Origin of the sequence: Burkholderia humptydooensis (genome assembly GCF_001513745.1) — a bacterium.
GTDB lineage: Bacteria > Pseudomonadota > Gammaproteobacteria > Burkholderiales > Burkholderiaceae > Burkholderia > Burkholderia humptydooensis.
Map to the genome: position 1 here is coordinate 2,502,174 of NZ_CP013380.1, position 20,973 is coordinate 2,523,146.

Sequence of the window (20,973 nt, forward strand, 5' to 3'; positions counted from 1 at the left end):
CCGGAAGTCCGTGCTTTCACGAAATACGCCGCATCGCTTCGGTGCGCGCGGCGCGCGTCGACCGACACGGCGCGCGCCCGGCGACGACCTGGCGGTCCGCGCCGGAGGTCGGCCGGCATCGTCATCGTGGAGGATCGCGAAACGCCGCCGTGCCGTGTCGGCGATCCGCGCATTCGAAACGAAAGCGCGGCGGCGCGTGCGGCGTGTCGGCTCGCCCGACGCAAAGTTCGACACGTCGACGTGCAGTCGGCATCGACTCGGCCGGCACGCTCACAGCCCGCGGCCGCTTCGCGATCCGGCCGTCCGTCGAGCGCTCATCCGATCCCGCGGTCGCGCGTCGCCGTACGCGAGGCGCTCGACGCAACGGCTGCGAACCCCGCCGCCCCCGCCGCCAGCACCGCCGATGCAAGCCAGAGCGCCGGCGTGAACGATCCCGCGTGCGCGGCGAGCGGTACGGCCGCGAGCGGCCCGACGATCTGTCCGACGCCGTATGACGCCGTCGCATAGCCCATCAGGCCCGCTGCGCGCTCGCCGCGCAGGCGGCGCGCTTCGCGCATCGCGAACAGCGTGATCGCGTTGAACGGCAAGCCGACGAGCGCGCTGCCGAGCGCGAATCCGGGCGCCGTCGGCCAGACGATGCCGAGCGCGACGCCAACCGCCTGCACGACGCAACATGCGGCGAGCAGCAGACGGTTGTCCCAGCGGCTCGGCAGCCGCGCGCCGGCCAGCGCGCCGACGATCAGCGCCGCGCCGAACATCGGCCAGAACAGATCGGGCCAAGGCGAATGCGCGGGCAGCGCCGCGCGGGCGATCACCGGCAGGAAAGTCGCGGTGATGATGTAGCCGAAGCCCGGCAGGCCGTAGAGGAGCACGAGCCAGAACGCATCGCGACGGCTGGCGGCCGGCGATGCGTCCGGCGCGGCGACCGCTCCGCGCTGGCCGCCGATGCCCGCCGGCGTGGAATTTCTTGGGGTTGCCGCTGTCGCTTCGTCGACTGCGTTGGCCGAGTCCGCCGCACGCCCCGCATTTGCCGCGCCGCGCCCACCGGCTGCGGCACCCGCATCGCCGCCGGCATGCGGGCCGCCCGCATCTCGCCTCCACTCGCGCGCCGCCGGCGCGAATGCGCGCCACACGAGCACCGACAGCACCGCCGACGCCGCCGCGAACCCGATCCACCCGAGCGCCGCATGCCGCCCCGCCAATGCGAAGCCGATCAGCCCGGTCGCGACGATCCCGATCCCCGGCCCGGTATAGATCACGCCGCCCCACGCGGGCGCGCCGTGCTCGACGACGCGCCGCAACCCCCACTGCGACGCGAATACGAACGTGCACGCGCTGACCGCGCCGCCGACGAAGCGCACGAGCGCCCACAGCCAGAACGGGCTTGCGATTCCCATCGCGAGCGTCAGCGCGACCGTCGCCGCGAGCCCGATGCGCACCATCCGCGCCGGATCGACGGCGATGCGCGCGCATGCCATCGCGCCGACGAAATAGCCGGCGTAATTCGCAGACGCGAGCCAGCCGCCGTGCCGGATGTCGAGCTCGCCGCCCGCGAGCATCAGCGGCAGCAGCGGCGTGAATGCAAAACGCCCGACGCCGAGCGCGACCGCGAGCGCCGCCGCGCCCGCAAGCGCCGCGTCGCGCGCCGCGCGTTCGCCGGACAACGGATGGTTCGGCGCACCGGCCTCGCCGCGGGAAGAAGGAAGGGAGCTCATCGTTTCGAGGGCGATGCGGCCGCCCCCCATCGGGCCGGAAGCGTCGCGGCAAGGTCAAGGTCATGGCCAAAGTCGACTCGATGCTAACTTGACCAACCGTTCTCGAAAAATGAATAATTCAGATTCGATTCATCCCACGGAGAGAATCATGGATCTGGCGGCCCTGGCGATCTTTCGCGCGGTCGTGCGCGAGAACGGCGTGACGCGCGCGGCGGCGAAGCTCAATCGCGTGCAATCGAACGTCACGACCCGCATCAAGCAACTGGAGGAACAGCTCGGCGCGCCGCTTTTCGTGCGCGACGGCCGCCGGCTCGTGCTCACGCCCGCCGGCGAGACGCTGCTGCCGTACGCGGAGCGCCTGCTCGCGCTCGCCGACGAGGCGCGCCATGCGGTCACCGAAAACAGGCCGCGCGGCCGGCTGCGGCTCGGCGCGATGGAAAGCACCGCGGCAAGCCGCCTGCCCGCTTTTCTCGCCCGCTACCACCAGGCATGGCCCGACGTCACGCTCGAGCTCGTCACCGGCACGACCGGCAAGCTGATCAGTCTCGTGCGCGATTTCGAGCTCGATGCCGCGCTCGTCGCGACGCCGGCCGGCTCCGAAGCGTTCGGCGAGCCGTTCGAGACCGCTGCCGCGTTCACCGAGGAACTCGTGCTGCTGACGCCGCGCGGCCACCCGCGCGTGCGCACGCCGCGCGACGTGCTGCTGCCGACGCTCGTCGCGTTCGAGCGCGGCTGCGCGTACCGCGGCTGCGTCGAGCGCTGGTACGCGGCATACGGCTTGAAGCCCGAGCGCGTGCTCGAACTCGGCTCGTACCACGCGATCGTCGCGTGCGTCGCGGCGGGCGCGGGCGTCGCGGTCGCGCCGCGCTCGGTGCTCGCCGTCCAGCGCGAGCCGGCCAGCCTCGGCGTGCATCCGATCGTCGGCATGCCGCCGATCGATACGATGCTCGTCTGGCGTCAAGGGCATTTCTCGGCGGCGCTCGCCGCGCTGCGCGACGCACTGCGCGACGCCGCCGCGGCGGCGAACGCGACCGACGTCACGGCGAACGAAGCGGCGAAGGTCGCGCGCCGGCGCGCGCGGCGCGGCACGGCGCACGAGGCGCTGCCCGCCTGACGCGCGGCATGCGCGGATGCATCGTTCGCGTCGCGAATCGCCGCAAACCTCGTCGAAGCAAAAATCGCCGAGACCACTGCGTGCGGTCGGCCTGTCACCGCCGCGCCGATCGATTCGGCCCTCCTGTGGCGCAAACGCGCGGCCTGCGAAGCGCGCCGCGGGCCACGCGATGCCGTGCCCCCGCCGCGAACGGCACGAAAACGGCACGCCGATTCCCGGCGCGCCGCCCGGCCGCGTTACAGCCGCGCCTCGACCCAGCCCTTGACGCCCGCGAGCGCCGCCGGCAGGTTCGCCGGCTCCGTGCCGCCCGCCTGCGCCATGTCCGGCCGGCCGCCGCCCTTGCCGCCCACCTGCTGCGCGACGAAGTTGACGAGTTCGCCCGCCTTCACCTTCTTGCTTGCGTCCGCGGTGACGCCGGCGATCAGGCTCACCTTGCCGCCGTCGACCGCCGCGAGCACGATCGCCGCGCTCTTGAGCTTGTCCTTCAGCTTGTCGACGGTTTCGCGCAGCGTCTTCGCATCGGCGCCGTCGAGCGTCGCGGCGAGCACATGCACGCCGCCCACCTCGACCGCCTGCTGCGCGAGCTCGTCGCCCTGGCTCGACGCGAGCTTCGATTTCAGCGCGGCAAGCTCCTTCTCTAGCGACTTGACCTGATCCTGCACCTGGCCGATCCGCTGCAGCAGCTCGGACGGCTGCGCCTTCAGCGCGGCCGCCGCCGCGTTCACGCGCGCGTCGAGCGCCTGCACGTAGCGCACCGCGTTGTCGCCCGTGATCGCCTCGACGCGGCGAATGCCCGCCGCCACGCCGCCTTCGGCGACGATCTTGAAGAGGCCGATATCGCCCGTGCGGTGCACGTGCGTGCCGCCGCACAGCTCGCGCGAGAAGCCGAGATCGAGCACGCGCACCTCGTCGCCGTACTTCTCGCCGAAGAGCGCCATCGCGCCGCCCTTCACCGCGTCGTCGTACGGCATCACGCGCACGATGCCCGGCGCGTTCGCGAGCACCTGCTCGTTGACGATGTCCTCGACGCGGCGGATTTCATCGTCGGTCAACGGCGCGTTGTGCGCGAAGTCGAAGCGGGTCTTGTCCGCGTCGACGAGCGAGCCCTTCTGCTGCACGTGCGAGCCGAGCACGTCGCGCAGCGCCTTGTGCATCAGGTGCGTCGCCGAATGGTTGCGCGCGGTGCGCGCGCGGCGCCCGGCGTCGATCTCCCCGCGAACCACGTCGCCGACCTTCAGCACGCCCTGCTCGAGCTCGCCGTGGTGGCCGATCACGTCGGCCTGGACCTTCAGCGTATCGGCGACCGCGAAACGCGTGGCCGCGTTCGCGAGCACGCCCTGATCGCCGACCTGGCCGCCCGATTCCGCGTAGAACGGCGTGTGGTCGAGCACGACGACCGCGCTCTCGCCCGCCTTCACCTCGCCGACCGACGCGCCTTCGACATACAGCGCGACGACCTTCGCGTCGTCGAACGCGATTTCCTCGTAGCCGTGGAACGTCGTCTTCGCGCCCGTGTATTCGAGGCCCTGCGTCGCCCTGAACTTGCCCGCCGCGCGCGCCTGCTCGCGCTGGCGCGCCATCGCGTCGTCGAACGCGGGCTCGTCGACCGTCACGCCGCGCTCGCGGCACACGTCAGCCGTCAGATCGAGCGGGAAGCCGTACGTGTCGTGCAGCTTGAACGCGAGTTCGCCGTCGAGCGTCTTGCCGCCCGCGGCCTCGAGATCGGCCAGCGCCGCCTCGAGGATCGACATCCCGTGCTCGATCGTCTCGAAGAAGCGCTCTTCCTCCTGGCGCAGCACGTCGGTCACGCGCGGCTCGGCTTCCTTCAGCTCCGGATAGGCGGCGCCCATCTCGGCGACGAGGTCCGCCACGAGCCGGTGGAAGAACGGCCCCTTGCGGCCGAGCTTGTAGCCGTGGCGGATCGCGCGGCGCACGATCCGGCGCAGCACGTAGCCGCGGCCCTCGTTGCCGGGAATCACGCCGTCGACGATCAGGAACGAGCACGCGCGGATGTGATCGGCGATCACCTTCAGCGAGTTGTTCGCGAGGTCGGCGACGCCCGTTTCGCGCGCCGACGCCTTGATCAGGTTCTGGAACAGGTCGATCTCGTAGTTGCTGTGCACGTGCTGCAGCACGGCCGCGATCCGCTCGAGGCCCATGCCGGTGTCGACGCACGGCTTCGGCAGGCGCGTCATGTTGCCCTGCGCGTCGCGGTTGAACTGCATGAACACGAGGTTCCAGATCTCGATGTAGCGGTCGCCGTCTTCCTGCGGCGACCCCGGCGGGCCGCCCCACACGTCCGGGCCGTGATCGTAGAAGATTTCCGAGCACGGGCCGCAGGGGCCCGTGTCGCCCATCTGCCAGAAGTTGTCCGACGCGTAGCGCGCGCCCTTGTTGTCGCCGATCCGGATGATCCGCTCGGCGGGCACGCCGACTTCCTTCGCCCAGATGTCGTAGGCCTCGTCGTCGTCGTGGTAGACGGTGACCCAGAGCTTGTCGGCGGGCAGCTTGTAGACGGCCGTCAGCAGCTCCCAGGCGTAGTGGATCGCGTCGCGCTTGAAGTAATCGCCGAACGAGAAGTTGCCGAGCATCTCGAAGAACGTGTGGTGGCGCGCGGTGTAGCCCACGTTCTCGAGATCGTTGTGCTTGCCGCCCGCGCGCACGCTGCGCTGCGCGGTGGTGGCGCGGGAGTACGGGCGCGTCTCCGCGCCGAGGAACACGTCCTTGAACTGCACCATCCCCGAATTGGTGAAGAGCAGCGTGGGGTCGTTGCCGGGCACGAGGCTCGACGAGCGGACGATCGTGTGGCCCTTCGATTCGAAGAACTTGAGGAATTTCTCGCGGATTTCGGCGGCTTTCATAGCGTGCGGGGACGGTCGGGCCAAAACTGGGTTGAGCGCCGGCCGCTCCGGCTCAAGCGGGCGGCGGCGGGTTTCTGAAACGATCGATTATACGGGATAGATCCGCCGTCGCGGCCGGCGGGCGTCCCGGGCGCAGGGCTTCCGCATGAAGGCCCCCATGAATCAAGGCTGAGAGCGGAAAAGGTTGTTGTAAACATTTGGCGTCTCAGGTTTACTCTCGATTTTTGCCGGACGAGAGATGCCAACGATCATGGACGCGTTTGCCGAACTGCGAGACCCGCGCTGCCGCGCCTGCCGTTATCCGTTGCAGGAAATCCTGTTTGCCGCCCTGTGCGCGGTTTTATGCGGCGTCGAGGACTGGGAAACGATGACACTGTGGGGCCGCACGCAGCTTGCTTGGCTGCGTAGCCATCTGGCGTATGAGAACGGCGTGCCGTCGCCCGATACGTTCCGGCGGGTATTCGGCGCGCTCAGTGCGAAAGCGTTTGAGCGCTGCTTCATCGACTGGGTCGGGCAACTGTGTCCGGCGCTGGCTGGCCAGCATGTGGCGATTGACGGCAAGGCGGTGCGCGGCAACCGTAGCGGCACGCATGCGGCGCTGCATTTGGTGTCGGCATGGTGCTCGAACAACGGCTTGAGCCTCGGGCAAGTGAGCACGGCCGATAAGAGCAATGAGATCACGGCGATCCCGGAATTGCTGGCCGCGCTCGATTTGCAGGGCGCGACGATAACGATCGACGCGATCGGCACGCAGCACGAGATCGCACGCACGATCGTGGAGGCCGGGGCCGACTACGTTCTGGCGGTCAAGGACAATCAGCCGCGACTGGCCGAAGGCGTGCGCCAGTGGTTTGCGGCTGCCCAGGACGGCAAGCTCGAAAGCTCGTACTGGGAGCACACCGAACATGACAAAGGCCACGGGCGGCTGGAGACCCGGGTTTGCCGGGTCAGCGATGATGTGGCGTGGCTGAGCGGGACAGGACAGCACTGGGCGGGTCTCCAGCGGCTGGTGATGCTTGAGCGCACACGCCAGATTGGCGAGAAAGTGACGACCGAGCGCTGTTACTACATCAGCTCGAAAGCGGTGAAAGCAACTGAGATGGCTCCGATCATCCGTGCTCATTGGGGCATCGAAAACCAACTGCACTGGGTCCTCGATGTCTCGTGGGGCGAGGATGCCAGCCTGATCCGCGACACCCTGGCCGCCCGCAACATGGCCAGTCTGCGCAAGATCACACTCAATCTCGCCCGGCTGGCTCAGAGTCGGCAGCCCAAGAAGGTGAGCCTGAAGAACATCCGTAACCTCGCCGCATGGGATACCGCTATGCGTGACTCCATCCTCGGCCTTGCCTGACATGCCTCTTCATGCGGAAGCCCTGGTCCCGGGCGGACGGCGGCCCGCCCGGGGCGACGGGCCGGGCGGCGGTTCAGCGAGACTTCTGAGAAACGTCTCGCCGGCATTTCGTCGGAGCACGTCGCGCTCACGTCGTCGCGCCGCGCAGGTTCCGCCCGATCCGATCAATTCGCGCGGATCGCGCCGCGATCCGCGCGCCTGTGTCGAACCGCCGCCGCGCCTGCGCCGCCCCGCTCGCGCGACAGCCGCGCACGAATCGCTTTAAGATGCGGCGGGAGACACAACCGGGCCTCGCCCCGCGCGATCGCGCCATGCCCGGCGCGACGCCCGCGGGCGCAGGCCGGCCGACAGCGCAGCCAACAGAGGAGACTGATCGAAGATGGGAGCCCTCAGCCATATCCGCGTCCTGGACCTGAGCCGCGTGCTCGCGGGCCCGTGGTGCGCGCAGACGCTTGCCGATCTCGGCGCCGACGTGATCAAGGTCGAGCGCCCGGAGCTCGGCGACGACACCCGGCACTGGGGCCCGCCCTACCTGAAGACGCCGGACGGCGCCGACACCCGCGAGGCCGCGTACTACCTCGCCGCGAACCGCAACAAGCGCTCGGTGACGGTCGACATCGCGACGCCCGAGGGCCAGCGGATCGTTCGCGAGCTCGCCGCGCAATGCGACGTCGTGCTCGAGAACTACAAGGTCGGCCAGCTCGCGAAATACGGGCTCGACTATGCGTCGCTCGCGGCCGTGAAGCCCGGCCTCGTCTACTGCTCGGTGACGGGCTTCGGCCAGACGGGCCCGTATGCGCACCGCGCCGGCTACGACTTCATCATCCAGGGGATGGGCGGCTTCATGAGCATCACGGGCGAGCGCTACGGCCTGCCGGGCGGCGGCCCGCAGAAGGCGGGCGTCGCGATCGCTGATCTCGCGACGGGCCTCTACTCGACGATCGCGATCCTCGCCGCGCTCGCGCACCGCGACCGCACGGGCGAAGGCCAGCACATCGACATGGCGCTCCTCGACGTGCAGGTCGCGCTCCTCGCGAACATGAACACGAACTTCCTCGCGAGCGGCAAGCCGCCCGTGCGCTGGGGCAACGCGCATCCGAACATCGTGCCGTACCAGACGTTCGAGACGAGCGACGGCTGGATCATCGTCGCGGTCGGCAACGACGGCCAGTTCCGCAAGTTCGTCGAGGCGGGCGGGCGGGCGGCGCTCGCCGACGATGCGCGCTTCGCGACGAATCCGGCGCGCGTGCGCCACCGCGACACGCTCGTGCCGATCATCGCCGAGATGACGAAGACGCGCACGAAGCGCGAGTGGCTCGACGCGCTCGAGGCGCTCGGCGTGCCGTGCGGGCCGATCAACGATCTCGCCGAAGTGTTCGACGACGAGCAGGTGCGCGCGCGCGGCATGCAGGTCGAGCTGCCGCATCCGAGCGGGGCGACCGTGAAGCTCGTGCGCAACCCGATCCGGATGAGCGAGACGCCGCCCGATGCGCGCAGCGCGCCGCCGCTGCTCGGCGAGCATACGGAAGCGGTGCTGCGCGACATGCTCGGCTACGGCGACGCGGCGATCGCGGCGCTCAGGGACAAGCGCATCGTCTGAACGCGACAAGCGGGCGCGCGGCTGCGTTCGGCCGCACGTCCGCTTGCCGTGCCGAGGTTGTCGCGGCGCCCCGCGGCGCCCTCTTCGCCGATCCGGCGATCCGCGGCCTGTCGCGCGAACGCGCGACGACATCGCGCTGTCATCACCAAACGGTACAAAGTGGGCTTTCCCGCTTTTTTCCGCCGAGGTTGCGCATGCCGTCACGTCGCAAGTTCCTGCTGTCCACATCCGCCGCCGCGACGCTGCCGCTCGTCAGCGCAGTCCTCACCGCTTGCAACGACAGCATCGCCGAGCCCGCGATCGGCGATGCCGAACTCGCGCGCCAGATGGTCGGCAAGCTGACGGCCGAGCTGAACGACGCGTCGACCGCCGCCGCCGTCGAGCCGTACCTGATGGACGTCGGCTTCACGTGGGATCTGCCGACGATCGCCGCCGCGCAGATCGACCGCATCGTCGCATACAGCTTCGGCAACCGCGCGAACGCGGCGAGCGGCAACACGCCGACGAACGGCACGAACCAGACCGCGCTGCCCGACCCCGGCCCCGTCAACGAGGCGCTCGCGGATGCGGTCTACCGGATTCGCCAGTTGAAGCCCGTCAAGGTCTACGCGCAGTGGGAAATCGCGCGCTTTCTCGCGTCGAAGTATCAGATGGCCGACGTCCGCTCGATCGAGCCCGTCGTCGCCGCGAACGGCTCGATCACGTACCTGAGCACCGACGGCGTCGCCGCCGCGATCGTCGCGCTGGAAGGAAGCGGCGCGGCGATGGGCAACGTCGCGGTCGTCGGCCACCGCGATCATGCGAAGCGCTGCATCCAGACCTCGCGGGCGCGCGGCATGAAGGCGGCTGCGGCCGCGGAAGTCCCGCTGCCGACGCTGTACGATCCGCAGTCCGGCCAGGCCTGGACGCGCCGCCGCGACCTCTACCTCGTCCACGACATGTATGCGCAGCTCGCGACGCTGCGCGCGAACCTGATCGCGGCGGCCTACCCGAACGGCTGATTCTTCAGCGCTCGCCCGAACGCGCGGGGGGCACCAAGGGAGTCAAGGCATCAAGACGCTCGAACGCACTCAGGACCGTCATGCGCCCAAAACGCAACGTCCTGAAACCCGGCTCACGAGGACGCCGACGCGACGGCGAGCGCCCCGCCGTGAAGCCAGGCGGCCGGACGAACACGCCCTGCCGTAAAACGAAACGGGGCGCGCCTGTGGCGCGCCCCGCTGCCCGACCGTAGCGGACGGAATGACGAGTCAGGTTCGCAAAGGACGCAGCGAACGGCGAAGCAGTGAAGCGGCGGAGCGGCGAAAACGCAACCGACGCGCCGCTTCAGCGCACGCCGGCGCCGACGAGGCCGCCTGCCGCCGCACCCGCGACCGTGCCGATCGGCCCGCCCGTGATCAGGTAGCCGAGCGCGCCGCCCGCCGCCGCGCCGATGCCGGCGTTGCGCTGCGTATGGGTCATCGCGCACGCGCTGAGGCTGGCGAGCGCGACGGCGATGACGGTGGTGCGAACGAGAAAGCGGGTCTTCTTCATCATCATGATGCAGTCTTCGAGAGCGTTGCCGCGCATGGCACGGCGCGGCGGCATGAAATCCGGGCAAGAATCCGGGTGAGCGCATCTTAAAAAAGCGCAATCGGGCCGGCAAGGCGATTTACCTCCCGTTACAGCGGCAACACATGCCGCACAAATGCCGGAAAAACGCGCCGCACCGCCCGCCGCAAGGGGCGGCGCTCCTCAGGACGGTCGTCCGTCAGGTAGAATTGACGAATTCGGGCGGCGCGGCACGCGCCCCCTCCCCTTTTCTTTCCTGTTCCGCATGAGCACCGATCGCAACGACGCCACCGCGCCATCCAATTTCATCCGCAACATCATCGACGACGACAACCGCACGGGCAAATGGAGCGGCCGTGTCGAAACGCGTTTTCCGCCCGAGCCGAACGGCTATCTGCACATCGGCCATGCGAAGAGCATCTGCCTGAACTTCGGCGTCGCGCGCGCCTACGGCGGCGTGTGCCACCTGCGCTTCGACGACACGAACCCGGAAAAGGAAAGCATCGAGTACGCGGACTCGATCGTCGACGCGGTGCGCTGGCTCGGCTTCGACTGGCAGAAGGACGGCGTCGCCCATCAGTATTTCGCGAGCGACTACTACGACAAGCTCTATGAATTCGCCGAGCTGCTGATCGAGCGCGGCAACGCATACGTCGACAGCCAGAGCGCCGACGAAATGCGCACGAACCGCGGCTCGCTGACCGAGCCGGGCACGCCGTCGCCGTTCCGCGACCGCTCGCCCGACGAAAGCCTCGACCTGTTCCGCCGGATGAAGGCGGGCGAGTTCGGCGAAGGCGAGCACGTGCTGCGCGCGAAGATCGACATGAGCTCGCCGAACATGAACATGCGCGACCCGGTGATCTACCGGATCCGCTACGCGCATCACTACCGGACGGGCGACAAGTGGTGCGTGTACCCGATGTACGACTACACGCACTGCATCTCGGACGCGCTCGAGGGCATCACGCATTCGCTGTGCACGCTCGAATTCGAGGATCACCGCCCGCTCTACGACTGGGTGCTCAACGAGCTCGCCGACGCCGGCGTGTTCGCGCGGCCGCTGCCGCAGCAAATCGAATTCTCGCGCCTGAACCTCACCTATGCGATCACGAGCAAGCGCAAATTGCTGCAGCTCGTGTCGGAAGGCCACGTCGACGGCTGGGACGATCCGCGGATGCCGACGATCGTCGGCGTGCGCCGCCGCGGCTTCACGCCGGAGAGCATCCAGCTCTTCTGCGAGCGGATCGGCGTGACGAAGGTCGATTCGTGGATCGACATGAGCGTGTTCGAAGGCGCGCTGCGCGACGACCTCGACGACAAGGCGCCGCGCACGGTCGCCGTGCTCGATCCGCTCAAGCTCGTCATCGACAACTATCCGGAAGGCCAGACCGAGGAATGCACGGCGCCCGTGCACCCGCACCATCCGGAGCGCGGCCAGCGCACGTTCCCGATCTCGCGCGAGCTGTGGATCGAGCGCGAGGATTTCAACGAGAACCCGCCGAAGGGCTATTTCCGGCTGTTCCCGGGCAACAAGGTGCGGCTGCGCTACGGCTACGTGATCGAATGCACGGGCGCCGACAAGGACGAGCACGGCAACGTGATCGCCGTCCACTGCAACTACTACCCGGACAGCAAGTCGGGCACCGACGGCGCGAACAACTACAAGGTGAAGGGCAACATCCACTGGGTGAGCGCGGCCCACGCGTGCCCGGCCGAAGTGCGGATCTACGATCGCCTGTTCAAGGAGCCGCATCCGGACGCGGGCGGCCGCGACTTCCTCGACGCGCTGAATCCGGATTCGAAGAAGATCGTCCACGCCTATCTCGAGCCGGGCGCGCGCGACGCGCTGCCGGAAGCGCGCTATCAGTTCGAGCGGCACGGCTACTTCGTCGCCGATCGCGTCGACTCGAAGCCCGGCCAGCCGGTGTTCAACCGGATCGTCGGCCTGCGCGATAGCTGGGGCAAGCCGGCCTGACCGCCGCGGGCGCGCCATCGCGCATCGCCGCATTCAGCCCGGCAGCGTCCGATGCAGTTCCGCGAGCGACAGCGTCGTGCCGAAGAGCCGCGCGAGGCTGCGGCTCGCATACGCGTCGACGTCGGCGGGCTCCGTCCAGCGGAACGCGTCCATTTCGGGAATCATCGTGCCGTCCCGCCGGCTCGGGAACATCGACGTGCACGTGCAGCGCGACAGATCTGTCTCGCCGACGGCGGCGCGCGCGGCGAACAGGTGCAGGTCCTTGTCGTGCCGATAGGCGAAGAGGCCCAGATCGACGAGCCGGCCGGGATCGAGCACGATGCCCGTCTCCTCGACGAGTTCGCGCAGCGCCGCCTGCCGCGCGGTCTCGCCCGGCTCGCCCTGCCCTTTCGGGATGTCCCAGTGCGTCGTGTCGGTCGCGTGCGCGAGCAGCACGCGGCCAGCGGAATCGAGCAGCACGACGCCGCACGACACCGTGCGCGCGCGAGTGCGGCCGTGCGGCTTCATCGCGCTCATCCGCGCGTCACGCCCGCGTCAGCGCTTCTGCAGTTGCCATTTGCCGGCCGCGGTCTTGCAATAGAGCGGCCGCAGCGTCATCGACTGCCCCTTCGCCTCGACCTCGGTCCTGACCTCGCGGCACGTGCGGCCTTCCTGCTCGGTCGTGGTCGGCGTGAGCTTCGCCGCGAGCTTCGTGCCGCGGCCGTTGTTGACCCAGTCGACGGTCTCGCCATCCTTGCCCTCGTCGCGAACCTTCTGCACGGCCTTCGCGAGCGACGCGGTGTCCGCCTTGCTGAAATAGCTGATCGGCGTGTCGTTCAGGAAGTTCAGGTTGTTCTGCGCATGCGCGGCAAGCGCCGCGGCCGCACATGCGGCGCCCGCCAGCGCGCGCGACAGGATCGAGACACGAGCTCGCATCGTCATGTTGTCCTCCTTTGGAAGCGATCGAATGTCCCGGCGCACGGCTTCGATCACGCGCCGGGAGAGCGCTCAAGGATAACTGCAACGAACGGTATTTGAAACCGATCGTGCAACGGTACGACGTGTCTCGCGGACTTCGGCGACGAAATCGCGACGCGCCGGCAGACGAGGCGCGGCGATCGGTCGCGCCGGCGGCGCTCGGCGTCAGTATGGCAGCCCGAAGCCGCGCGGATAGCGCAGCGGCCCCGTCGATCCGTCCGCGTTCAGCGCATGGATCGCGACCGGCAGCCTGCCGACCGGCCGCTCGACGCCCAGCATCGCGTCGACGGCCGCGGGCAGCGACGGGCCCCGCCATCCGCCTTCGTAGCCGTAGTACGCATACGTCGCGAGCGTCGCGTCCGCCACGTCGTCGTAGCTGATCGCATCATACGGCGCGCGCATCGTCACGTGGATCACGGTCTTGCGCCGCGCCTTCGCGTAGTCCATCGCGTCGCGCATCTGCTGCGCCTCGCTCGGCGCCGCAGCCGCGGCGAGCGCGCTTCGGCGCGCGCGGACGTCCATCGCCGCGTCCGCACGCTCGACGTGGTCGAAGATCACCGAGCCTTCCTCCTCGCCGTTCGCGGGCGCGGCCTGCCGCATCAGCGCGGCCGACGGCGCGGGCGGGCTCACGCGCGCGTTCGGGTCTCCGTTGTGCTCGACGGGCGTGACGCCCGTCGACAGCGTGCCGACGATCACGATGTCGGCCGCATCGATCGCCTGCTGCTGCTCGGGCCATGCGATCTCGCCCAGCTTCGCGCCCGTGACGAGCGAATGGCCGAGCTCGACGAAGCGCCGCCGCATCGCCTCCGCCTGCTCGCCCCACGGCGTCAGGATGAAGATCCGCCGGCCGGCCGCCTTGAGCGGCAGCGTGCCGCGCTCGTTGCGCAGCACCGTGATCGACTTGCGCGCGATGTCGCGCTCGACCGCGCGGTGCGCGGGCCCGCCGATCGACGCCAGTTCGTCGGCCGGCCGGCCGTGGTCGGCCGCAACGATGCCGTGGCGCAGCTTCGTCAGCACGATCCGGCGCACCGAGCGGTCGAATTCGGCGCGGTCGATGCGGCCCGAATCGACGGCCGCCGCGACGCGATCGACGAGCGCCGTCAGCCGGCCGGCGTCGGCCGCCGTGCGGAATTCGACGGGCATCAGCGCGATGTCCACGTCCGCCTGGAACACCTTGACGACCGCGTCGTCCTCGTCGAAGAAATCGGCGATGCCCTTCATGTCTAGCGCGTCGGTGATCGTCACGCCCCGGTAGCCGAACTCGCCGCGCAGGATGTCGTGCTGGATGCGCCGCGACATCGTCGCGGGCGCGATCATCTGCTCGCCCGTGCGCGTCGCGACGCGCGTGTCGTCGAGCGACGGATACTGGATGTGCGCGGTCATGATCATGTCCGGCGCCTCGCCCGATTCGATCGCCTGCCGGTACGGCGCGAGATCGATCGCGTAGGCGTCGGCGCGCGACTTGATCACGACGGGCAATCCGTAGTGCGAATCGGTGTCCGTATCGCCGTGCCCCGGAAAATGCTTGAACGTGCCGATCACGCGCTCGCTCTTCATCCCCTGCGCCATGCGCCGGCCGAGCAGGCCGATCGTCGCCGGGTCGTCGCCGAACGCGCGCACGTTGATGACCGGATTGAGCGGATTGCTGTTGACGTCGACGTCCGGCGCGAAATTCACGTTGAAGCCGACCGCCGCGATCTCCGCCGCGAGCACGCGGCCCATGTCGTATGCGAGCCGGTCGTCCTTCGTCGCCTCGTACGCCGCGCCGAGCGCCATGTTGCCGGCGAACGCGGTCGCCTCGGCGCGCGGCAGGCGGAACACGTTGCCGCCCTCCTCATCGATGCCGATCAGGAGGCCGAGCGGACTATCGGCCGCGGGCGCGGCCCGGATGCCGTCGATCAGCCGGCGCGTCTGCTCGATGCCCGTCAGGTTGTTCGAGAACAGGATCACGCCGCCGATGCCGTTCTCGCGCAGCGCGTCGCGCGCGGCGTCAGGGAATTCGGTCATGCCGGACGTGCAGGCCGGCTGTCCGTCCGGGCACCAGTAGCGGAACGCCATCATCAGCTTCTGGCCGACCTTCTGCCGGGTCGTCATCCGCTCGACGATCGCGTCCGCGCGTGACTCGATCGTCGCGTCGTCGTCGCCCGAGCACGCGCCGAGCACCGCCGTCACCGCCAGCGCGACGGGGAAATGAACCAAGCTTCTCTTGCGCATCTTCACCGAATCCTTGCCGCGCGCATTCCCGCGGCATTCACGTCGTTTCATTCGTCATCCGGCGTCCCGATCGGCTTTCGGTTCATCGGCACTCCGGAACTTCATGCGCATTCATTCACTCAGAATGCCAATTCATCGAATTCGCCAAACGAGTGACCGATATGCGACTTCTGCCGCGAACACTCGCGCCGATTCGGCAGTGCGCGCAGCATAGCACGGGGCTTTTCATGCTGCTCTCGATTTTCGGCGCATCGAATGCGCAGGCGGAAATCAATCGAATCACGGCCGGGCAATGCGCGAATATGCATGCCGAATCCGTCATCCGCGACGATTCGCCGGTTCAATGCGAGCGATTGAGAAACGTGTCGTTCGATTACGTGAATTTCGACGGCCGGATTCAAAAAGGTGAAATCGTCGTGCTCGATGCGCTCGCCGAGCGCGTGCAGACGATTTTCGGCACGCTATGCCGAATGCGTTTTCCGTTGAGCAAGGCGGTGCCGATCGAGCGCTATCGCGGCGACGACGATGCGTCGATGCGCGACGACAACACGTCGGCGTTCAATTCGCGGCGCAAGACGGGTCGCGGCGAATGGTCGATGCATGCGTACGGCGTCGCGATCGACATCAATCCCGTGCAGAACCCGTACGTATCGTTCGACAGCGACGGCACCGCGCGCGTGCTGCCCGCGACGGCCGCGAAGGCGTCGATGAACCGGCTCGACGAGCGGCCGGACAAGCCGGCGCGCCCAGGCATGGCGGAGCGCGTCGTCGACGTGTTCGCGGACAACGGCTTCCTGCGCTGGGGCGGCTATTGGGACGATCCGATCGACTATCAGCACTTCGAAGTGGGCTCGCGCGCGCTCGTCGCGCGAATGGTCGACGCGTCGCCCGACGATGCGCGCCGGATGTTCGAGCGATATGTCGCGTCGTATGCGGACTGCGTCGCGCGCACGCGGCGTGCGAGCCACACGGCGGCGCGCGCCGCGTGCGTTGCCGACGCGCTGCGCGAATGACGCGCGGCGGCCGCGCCGGGCCGTCCGTGCGCGCGGGCGTCTTCAGCGATTGCCGCTCGCCGGTTTCGCGCGCGGATCGTAGCCGTCGGTGAGCGTGCCGAGGAACGCGATCACGTCCTTGATCTCCGCATCGGTCATCGCGGGCGGATCGCCGCGCTTGCGGTCGAACGGCGGCTCGTCGTTCAGGTTCTTCCAGTAGCGCTTCGGCAAGTCGTCGAACTTCTGGACGACGCCGTGCGTCACCGGATAGAACTTCTCCGGATGCGTATCGCGCTCGGCGTAGAAGCGCAGCACGTCGTCGAGCGAGTGATAGATGCCGTTGTGGAAGAACGTCTTCTTCAGCGTGACGTTGCGCAGCGTCGGCGTGCGGAACAGCCCGCAGAACTCGTCGCGCCCCTTCAGGTCCTGACGCTCGGGCCCGCATGCGCCGAGGTCGTGGAAATTCGGATTCCGGTTCACCGCGAGCTCGCGGTTGCGCGGCACGCCGATCGCGATGAGGCCGAAATCGCTGAACTGCGGCGGCGTGCCGTCGAGCCCGCGCCGGCTCACGTGACAGCTCGCGCAGTTGCCCTTCCTCTCGTCGTTGAAGACCTGCAGCCCGTGCAGCTCGGCGCTCGTCAGTTGCGCGCGGCCCGCCAGATACGCGTCGTACTTGCTCGTGTACGGATAGAACACGTCGGGCGTCTGCTCGAACGTGCCGAGCGCCTGCAACACCGCCTCGAACGTCGCGCGATCGTCGTCGAGCACGCGCGCGCCGAACGCCGCGCGAAACGCGCCGGCGTATGGCGCGGCCCGCACCGCGCGCGCAACCTTCGCGGGCGTGCCGTTCATCTCGAACGGCGACGTGAGCGGCGTGCGCGCCTGCTCCGCGCCGCCGTCGACGCGGCCGTCCCACGTGAGGCCGCCCGTCGGGCCGGCGTCGACGCTCTCGTCGCCCTCGTCGTCCGATTCGTGATAGTGCTCGCTGAACGCAGGCACCTTCTGCAGGTACTTGAGCGTCGGCACCGCGCGAAAGCCCTGCTGGCGCAGATCGTCGCCGCCGAATTGCGCGGGCAGCGCGTTCGGCGGCCCGAACGCGTGCTGCGGACTGTGGCACGACGCGCACGCGAGCTTGCCGCTGCCCGACAGCGACGGATCGAAGAACAGTTGCCGGCCGAGCGCCGTCATCTGCTTCACCGCCTCGTATACCTGCGCGCGCGTCTGCGGCTGATTGTCGACGACGGCGGGCGCGCTCGACTGCGCGGCAGGCGCGGCGGCAGGCGCGGCGGCGGGCGCGGACGTCACAGCCGGCCCGTTCGCGTCGCAGGCGGCGACGCCCGCCGCGAGCGCGATCGCGGCAGCAGTTGCGCCAAACGCGCGCGGCATGAAGAAAGTCGAACGATTCGGGAAAGCGTGTCGCAGCGGGCGGCGCATCATCAATCCGGCGGTGTCGAGTGAGAAAGGCGCGAGCGTATGTCACACGCATGACAGTTCGATGACGGATGACCGACAGCTTAACGAAAGCGTTACAACATGTTGCTGTCAAACGTTCCTTACACAATCCGCGCAACCGGCTGTCAATGGACATTCACACGACGCGTCACTTCGCGCGACGCAATCGGCCGGCCCCCTCGATACCCACATACCTCGTGCGACAAGAGAGATAACGGATGAACAAGCATTGGATTCGCGTGACGCCGATCGCGCTCGCGGCCGCGATCGGCCTCACCGCGTGCGGCGGGGACGACGTCACGTCGCCCGGCCTGTCGGCAATCAAGAACGTCGTCGTGATCTACGCGGAAAACCGCAGCTTCGACAACCTGTATGGCAACTTCCCGGGCGCGAACGGCCTGCAGAACGTGACGGCCGCGAGCGCGAAGCAGGTCGACCGCGACGGCACGCCGCTCGCGACGCTGCCGAAGATCTGGTCCGGCCTGACCGCGGCTGGCGTGACGCCCGCGGTGACAGAGGCGATGACGGCGAACCTGCCGAACGCGCCCTTCGCGATCGACGATCCGAACGGCTTCAACACGCCGATGAGCGTGACGACGCGCGACCTCGTTCACCGTTTCTACGAAAACCAGATGCAGATCGACGGCGGCAAGAACGACCGGTACGCCGCCTGGTCGGATGCGGGCGGCCTCGTGATGGGCCACTACACCGCCGATCCGTCGAAGCTGCCGCTCTGGAAGCTCGCACAGCAATACACGCTCGCCGACAACTTCTTCATGGGCGCGTTCGGCGGCTCGTTCCTGAACCACCAGTACCTGATCTGCGCGTGCGCGCCGATCTATCCGAACGCCGACAAGAGCCCGGCGGCGAGCCAGATCTCGGTCGTCAATCCGGACGGCGTGACGCTCACGACCGCGTCGAACTCGCCTGCATCCGCGCTGTCGGGCCCGCCGAAGTTCGTGAAGTCGGGCGGCCTCACGCCGGATTTCTACGCGGTCAACACGATGCAGCCGCCGTACCAGCCGAGCGGCAACGCGGCGGCGGCGGGTGGCGATCCGAACCTCGCCGATCCGTCGAACCCGTCGACGCTGCCGCCGCAGACGCAGCAGAACGTCGGCGATCTGCTGACGAGCGCGGGCGTCACGTGGGCATGGTACGGCGGCGCGTGGGGCGCGGCGCTGCAGGCCGCGCAAAGCGGCACGTCGGGCGTGATCTACGGCCCGAACATGACATCGCCGAACTTCCAGCCGCACCACCAGCCGTTCAACTACTACGCGAACCAGGCGCCCGGCAGCGCAAACCGCGCGCAGCACCTGCTCGACGCCGGCACGAACGGCGCCGCCCTCATCCAGGCGATCGACGCGGGCAAGCTGCCGCAGGTCACGTTCTACAAGCCGCAGGGCAACCTGAACGAGCACCCCGGCTACACGGACGTCGCCTCGGGCGACCAGCACATCGCCGACGTGATCGCGCACCTGCAGAAGAGCCCGCAGTGGAACAACATGGTCGTGATCGTCACGTATGACGAGAACGGCGGCTTCTGGGATCACGTCGCGCCGCCGAAGGGCGACCGCTGGGGCCCGGGCACGCGCATTCCGGCGTTCGTCATCTCGCCGTTCGCGAAGCAGGGCTTCGTCGATCACACGCAGTACGACACCGCGTCGATCCTGCGCTTCATCACGCGCCGCTTCTCGCTGCCGAAGCTCGCGGGCCTCAAGCAGCGCGACGACGCGCTCGTCGCGAACGGCTTCAAGCCGATGGGCGACCTGACGAACGCGCTCACGCTGTCGACGGGCAACTGAGCGCCGGGCCGATTCACGAACGCAACATCGCTTCTTCGGGCGGCTTCGGCCGCCCTTTTTTTATCGATCGCGAGCATCCGGCCGGCCGCCCCTGCGAACGGACGGCCCGCGCGCGCCTCGTTTAGAATGCACGCTGCCTTTTTTGACCGCCCCGCACTCAGAGCGAGACCGCCATGATCATCAAACCGCGCGTACGCGGCTTCATCTGCGTGACCACCCACCCCGCCGGCTGCGCGGCGAGCGTCCGCGAGCAGATCGCGTACGTCGCCCGCCGCGGGCCGCTCGAGCACGGCCCGAGGAAGGTGCTCGTGATCGGCGCGTCGACGGGCTATGGGCTCGCCGCGCGCATCGCGGCCGCGTTCGGCGCAGGCGCGGCGACGCTCGGCGTGTTCTTCGAGCGCGCGCCGCTTGACGCGAAGCCCGGCACGGCGGGCTGGTACAACAGCGCGGCATTCCACGACGAAGCCGCCGCGCGCGGCCTCTACGCGGCGAGCATCAACGGCGACGCGTTCTCCGACGCGATCAAGCAGAAGACGATCGACGCGATCAAGCGCGATCTCGGGCAGGTCGATCTCGTCGTCTACAGCGTCGCCGCGCCGCGCAGAACGCATCCGAAGACAGGCGTCACGTTTCAGTCCACGTTGAAGCCGATCGGCCACGCAGTGCGGCTGCGCGGCGTCGACACGGACAACGAGGCGATCAAGGAAACGCTGCTGCAGCCGGCGACGCCCGACGAGATCGCGGGCACGGTCGCCGTGATGGGCGGCGAGGACTGGCAAATGTGGATCGACGCGCTCGACGCGGCGGGCGTGCTCGCCGACGGCGCGAAGACGACCGCGTTCACGTACCTCGGCGAGAAGGTCACGCACGACATCTACTGGAACGGCTCGATCGGCGAAGCGAAGAAGGACCTCGACCGCACCGTGCTCGCGCTGCGCGAGAAGCTCGCCGCGCGCGGCGGCGACGCGCGCGTATCGGTGCTGAAGGCGGTCGTCACGCAGGCGAGCTCCGCGATTCCGATGATGCCGCTCTATCTGTCGCTGCTCTTCAAGGTGATGAAGGCGCGCGGCACGCACGAAGGCTGCATCGAGCAGGTCGACGGCCTGTTGCGCGACAGCCTGTACGGCGCGCGGCCGCACGTCGACGCCCAAGGCCGGCTGCGCGCGGACCGGTTCGAGCTCGATCCGGCCGTGCAGGCGCGCGTGCTCGAGCTGTGGGACCAGGTGACGGACGACAACTTGTATGCGCTGACCGATTTCGCGGGCTACAAGACCGAATTCCTGCGCCTGTTCGGCTTCGAGATCGACGGCGTCGATTACGATGAGCACGTCGATCCGAACGTACGGATTCCGAATCTGATCGACTGATTCGCGAATCGTGCGGCCG

The 20,973-nt window shown here is 68.7% G+C and carries 17 protein-coding genes; 9 read left to right on the plus strand and 8 right to left on the minus strand.

The annotated features are described in order from the left end of the window. Positions 1-314 precede the first annotated feature (314 nt). Positions 315-1,715 carry a YbfB/YjiJ family MFS transporter gene (locus AQ610_RS11210; protein ID WP_043282659.1) on the minus strand — a complete coding sequence of 467 codons (1,401 nt, stop codon included), beginning with the start codon at positions 1,713-1,715 and terminating at the stop codon, positions 315-317. A gap of 148 nt (positions 1,716-1,863) precedes the next feature. Here AQ610_RS11210 and AQ610_RS11215 point away from each other — a divergent pair, with 148 nt between their 5' ends. After that, positions 1,864-2,829 (plus strand): LysR substrate-binding domain-containing protein, encoded by a 966-nt coding sequence (locus AQ610_RS11215; RefSeq protein ID WP_043282561.1) that lies wholly within the window; start codon positions 1,864-1,866, stop codon positions 2,827-2,829. 236 nt (positions 2,830-3,065) lie between these two features. Here AQ610_RS11215 and alaS read toward each other — a convergent pair whose 3' ends face one another. Beyond that, positions 3,066-5,690, minus strand: coding sequence for an alanine--tRNA ligase (gene alaS / locus AQ610_RS11220; RefSeq protein WP_006026452.1), 2,625 nt, complete (start codon positions 5,688-5,690; stop codon positions 3,066-3,068). Between the two features lie 238 nt (positions 5,691-5,928). Here alaS and AQ610_RS11225 point away from each other — a divergent pair, with 238 nt between their 5' ends. The 3 genes from AQ610_RS11225 (at position 5,929) to AQ610_RS11240 (ending at position 9,645) form a co-directional block, all read left to right on the plus strand. Further along, positions 5,929-7,044 (plus strand): ISAs1 family transposase, encoded by a 1,116-nt coding sequence (locus tag AQ610_RS11225; RefSeq protein WP_006029871.1) that lies wholly within the window; start codon positions 5,929-5,931, stop codon positions 7,042-7,044. Between the two features lie 379 nt (positions 7,045-7,423). Next, positions 7,424-8,644, plus strand: coding sequence for a CaiB/BaiF CoA transferase family protein (locus AQ610_RS11230; RefSeq protein ID WP_043282559.1), 1,221 nt, complete (start codon positions 7,424-7,426; stop codon positions 8,642-8,644). Between the two features lie 194 nt (positions 8,645-8,838). Then, complete coding sequence (locus AQ610_RS11240) at positions 8,839-9,645, plus strand: hypothetical protein (protein WP_006026449.1); 807 nt, start codon at positions 8,839-8,841, stop codon at positions 9,643-9,645. A gap of 325 nt (positions 9,646-9,970) precedes the next feature. Here the strand turns inward: AQ610_RS11240 and AQ610_RS11245 are convergent, their stop codons facing one another. Continuing rightward, a complete protein-coding gene (locus AQ610_RS11245; protein WP_006026448.1) occupies positions 9,971-10,213 on the minus strand; it encodes a YMGG-like glycine zipper-containing protein in 243 nt (80 codons plus the stop codon). A 247-nt stretch (positions 10,214-10,460) separates the two neighbouring features. On the opposite strand from AQ610_RS11245, the gene AQ610_RS11250 reads away from it, so the two are divergent. Further along, positions 10,461-12,170 (plus strand): glutamine--tRNA ligase/YqeY domain fusion protein, encoded by a 1,710-nt coding sequence (locus AQ610_RS11250; protein WP_006026447.1) that lies wholly within the window; start codon positions 10,461-10,463, stop codon positions 12,168-12,170. A gap of 33 nt (positions 12,171-12,203) precedes the next feature. Here the strand turns inward: AQ610_RS11250 and AQ610_RS11255 are convergent, their stop codons facing one another. The 3 genes from AQ610_RS11255 to AQ610_RS11265 form a co-directional block, all read right to left on the minus strand. Then, a complete protein-coding gene (locus AQ610_RS11255) occupies positions 12,204-12,686 on the minus strand; it encodes an NUDIX hydrolase (protein WP_006026446.1) in 483 nt (160 codons plus the stop codon). 18 nt (positions 12,687-12,704) lie between these two features. Beyond that, positions 12,705-13,091, minus strand: coding sequence for an RT0821/Lpp0805 family surface protein (locus tag AQ610_RS11260; protein WP_009912747.1), 387 nt, complete (start codon positions 13,089-13,091; stop codon positions 12,705-12,707). Between the two features lie 201 nt (positions 13,092-13,292). Beyond that, positions 13,293-15,392, minus strand: a complete 2,100-nt coding sequence (locus AQ610_RS11265) for a glycoside hydrolase family 3 protein (RefSeq protein WP_006026444.1) — start codon at positions 15,390-15,392, stop codon at positions 13,293-13,295. Here AQ610_RS11265 and AQ610_RS38105 point away from each other — a divergent pair. After that, complete coding sequence (locus AQ610_RS38105) at positions 15,318-15,497, plus strand: hypothetical protein (RefSeq protein ID WP_009912748.1); 180 nt, start codon at positions 15,318-15,320, stop codon at positions 15,495-15,497. The two genes, AQ610_RS11265 and AQ610_RS38105, sit on opposite strands and share 75 nt — an antisense overlap. Here the strand turns inward: AQ610_RS38105 and AQ610_RS37300 are convergent. Next, on the minus strand, positions 15,461-15,649 hold the full coding sequence (locus AQ610_RS37300) for a hypothetical protein (protein ID WP_231748971.1): 189 nt from the start codon (positions 15,647-15,649) through the stop codon (positions 15,461-15,463). The genes AQ610_RS38105 and AQ610_RS37300 overlap by 37 nt on opposite strands. Here AQ610_RS37300 and AQ610_RS11270 point away from each other — a divergent pair. Further along, positions 15,569-16,354 carry a M15 family metallopeptidase gene (locus AQ610_RS11270; RefSeq protein WP_231748912.1) on the plus strand — a complete coding sequence of 262 codons (786 nt, stop codon included), beginning with the start codon at positions 15,569-15,571 and terminating at the stop codon, positions 16,352-16,354. The two genes, AQ610_RS37300 and AQ610_RS11270, sit on opposite strands and share 81 nt — an antisense overlap. A gap of 42 nt (positions 16,355-16,396) precedes the next feature. On the opposite strand, the gene AQ610_RS11275 is transcribed toward AQ610_RS11270, so the two are convergent. Next, positions 16,397-17,770 (minus strand): cytochrome-c peroxidase, encoded by a 1,374-nt coding sequence (locus AQ610_RS11275; protein ID WP_043282556.1) that lies wholly within the window; start codon positions 17,768-17,770, stop codon positions 16,397-16,399. A gap of 233 nt (positions 17,771-18,003) precedes the next feature. On the opposite strand from AQ610_RS11275, the gene AQ610_RS11280 reads away from it, so the two are divergent. Then, positions 18,004-19,587, plus strand: a complete 1,584-nt coding sequence (locus tag AQ610_RS11280) for an acid phosphatase (protein WP_006026441.1) — start codon at positions 18,004-18,006, stop codon at positions 19,585-19,587. A 173-nt stretch (positions 19,588-19,760) separates the two neighbouring features. After that, positions 19,761-20,954 (plus strand): enoyl-ACP reductase FabV, encoded by a 1,194-nt coding sequence (fabV, locus tag AQ610_RS11285; protein WP_006026440.1) that lies wholly within the window; start codon positions 19,761-19,763, stop codon positions 20,952-20,954. Positions 20,955-20,973 lie beyond the last annotated feature (19 nt).

Coding starts and splice junctions, on each gene's coding strand:
- AQ610_RS11210 (WP_043282659.1), bottom strand. CDS start 1,715: ATGAGCTCCCTTCCTTCTTCCCGCGGCGAGGCCGGTGCGCCGAACCAT.
- AQ610_RS38105 (WP_009912748.1), top strand. CDS start 15,318: ATGAACCAAGCTTCTCTTGCGCATCTTCACCGAATCCTTGCCGCGCGC.
- alaS (WP_006026452.1), bottom strand. CDS start 5,690: ATGAAAGCCGCCGAAATCCGCGAGAAATTCCTCAAGTTCTTCGAATCG.
- AQ610_RS11245 (WP_006026448.1), bottom strand. CDS start 10,213: ATGCGCGGCAACGCTCTCGAAGACTGCATCATGATGATGAAGAAGACC.
- AQ610_RS11215 (WP_043282561.1), top strand. CDS start 1,864: ATGGATCTGGCGGCCCTGGCGATCTTTCGCGCGGTCGTGCGCGAGAAC.
- AQ610_RS11275 (WP_043282556.1), bottom strand. CDS start 17,770: ATGATGCGCCGCCCGCTGCGACACGCTTTCCCGAATCGTTCGACTTTC.
- AQ610_RS37300 (WP_231748971.1), bottom strand. CDS start 15,649: ATGCATATTCGCGCATTGCCCGGCCGTGATTCGATTGATTTCCGCCTG.
- AQ610_RS11230 (WP_043282559.1), top strand. CDS start 7,424: ATGGGAGCCCTCAGCCATATCCGCGTCCTGGACCTGAGCCGCGTGCTC.
- AQ610_RS11265 (WP_006026444.1), bottom strand. CDS start 15,392: ATGAAACGACGTGAATGCCGCGGGAATGCGCGCGGCAAGGATTCGGTG.
- AQ610_RS11225 (WP_006029871.1), top strand. CDS start 5,929: ATGCCAACGATCATGGACGCGTTTGCCGAACTGCGAGACCCGCGCTGC.
- AQ610_RS11260 (WP_009912747.1), bottom strand. CDS start 13,091: ATGACGATGCGAGCTCGTGTCTCGATCCTGTCGCGCGCGCTGGCGGGC.
- AQ610_RS11255 (WP_006026446.1), bottom strand. CDS start 12,686: ATGAGCGCGATGAAGCCGCACGGCCGCACTCGCGCGCGCACGGTGTCG.
- fabV (WP_006026440.1), top strand. CDS start 19,761: ATGATCATCAAACCGCGCGTACGCGGCTTCATCTGCGTGACCACCCAC.
- AQ610_RS11270 (WP_231748912.1), top strand. CDS start 15,569: ATGCTGCTCTCGATTTTCGGCGCATCGAATGCGCAGGCGGAAATCAAT.
- AQ610_RS11280 (WP_006026441.1), top strand. CDS start 18,004: ATGAACAAGCATTGGATTCGCGTGACGCCGATCGCGCTCGCGGCCGCG.
- AQ610_RS11240 (WP_006026449.1), top strand. CDS start 8,839: ATGCCGTCACGTCGCAAGTTCCTGCTGTCCACATCCGCCGCCGCGACG.
- AQ610_RS11250 (WP_006026447.1), top strand. CDS start 10,461: ATGAGCACCGATCGCAACGACGCCACCGCGCCATCCAATTTCATCCGC.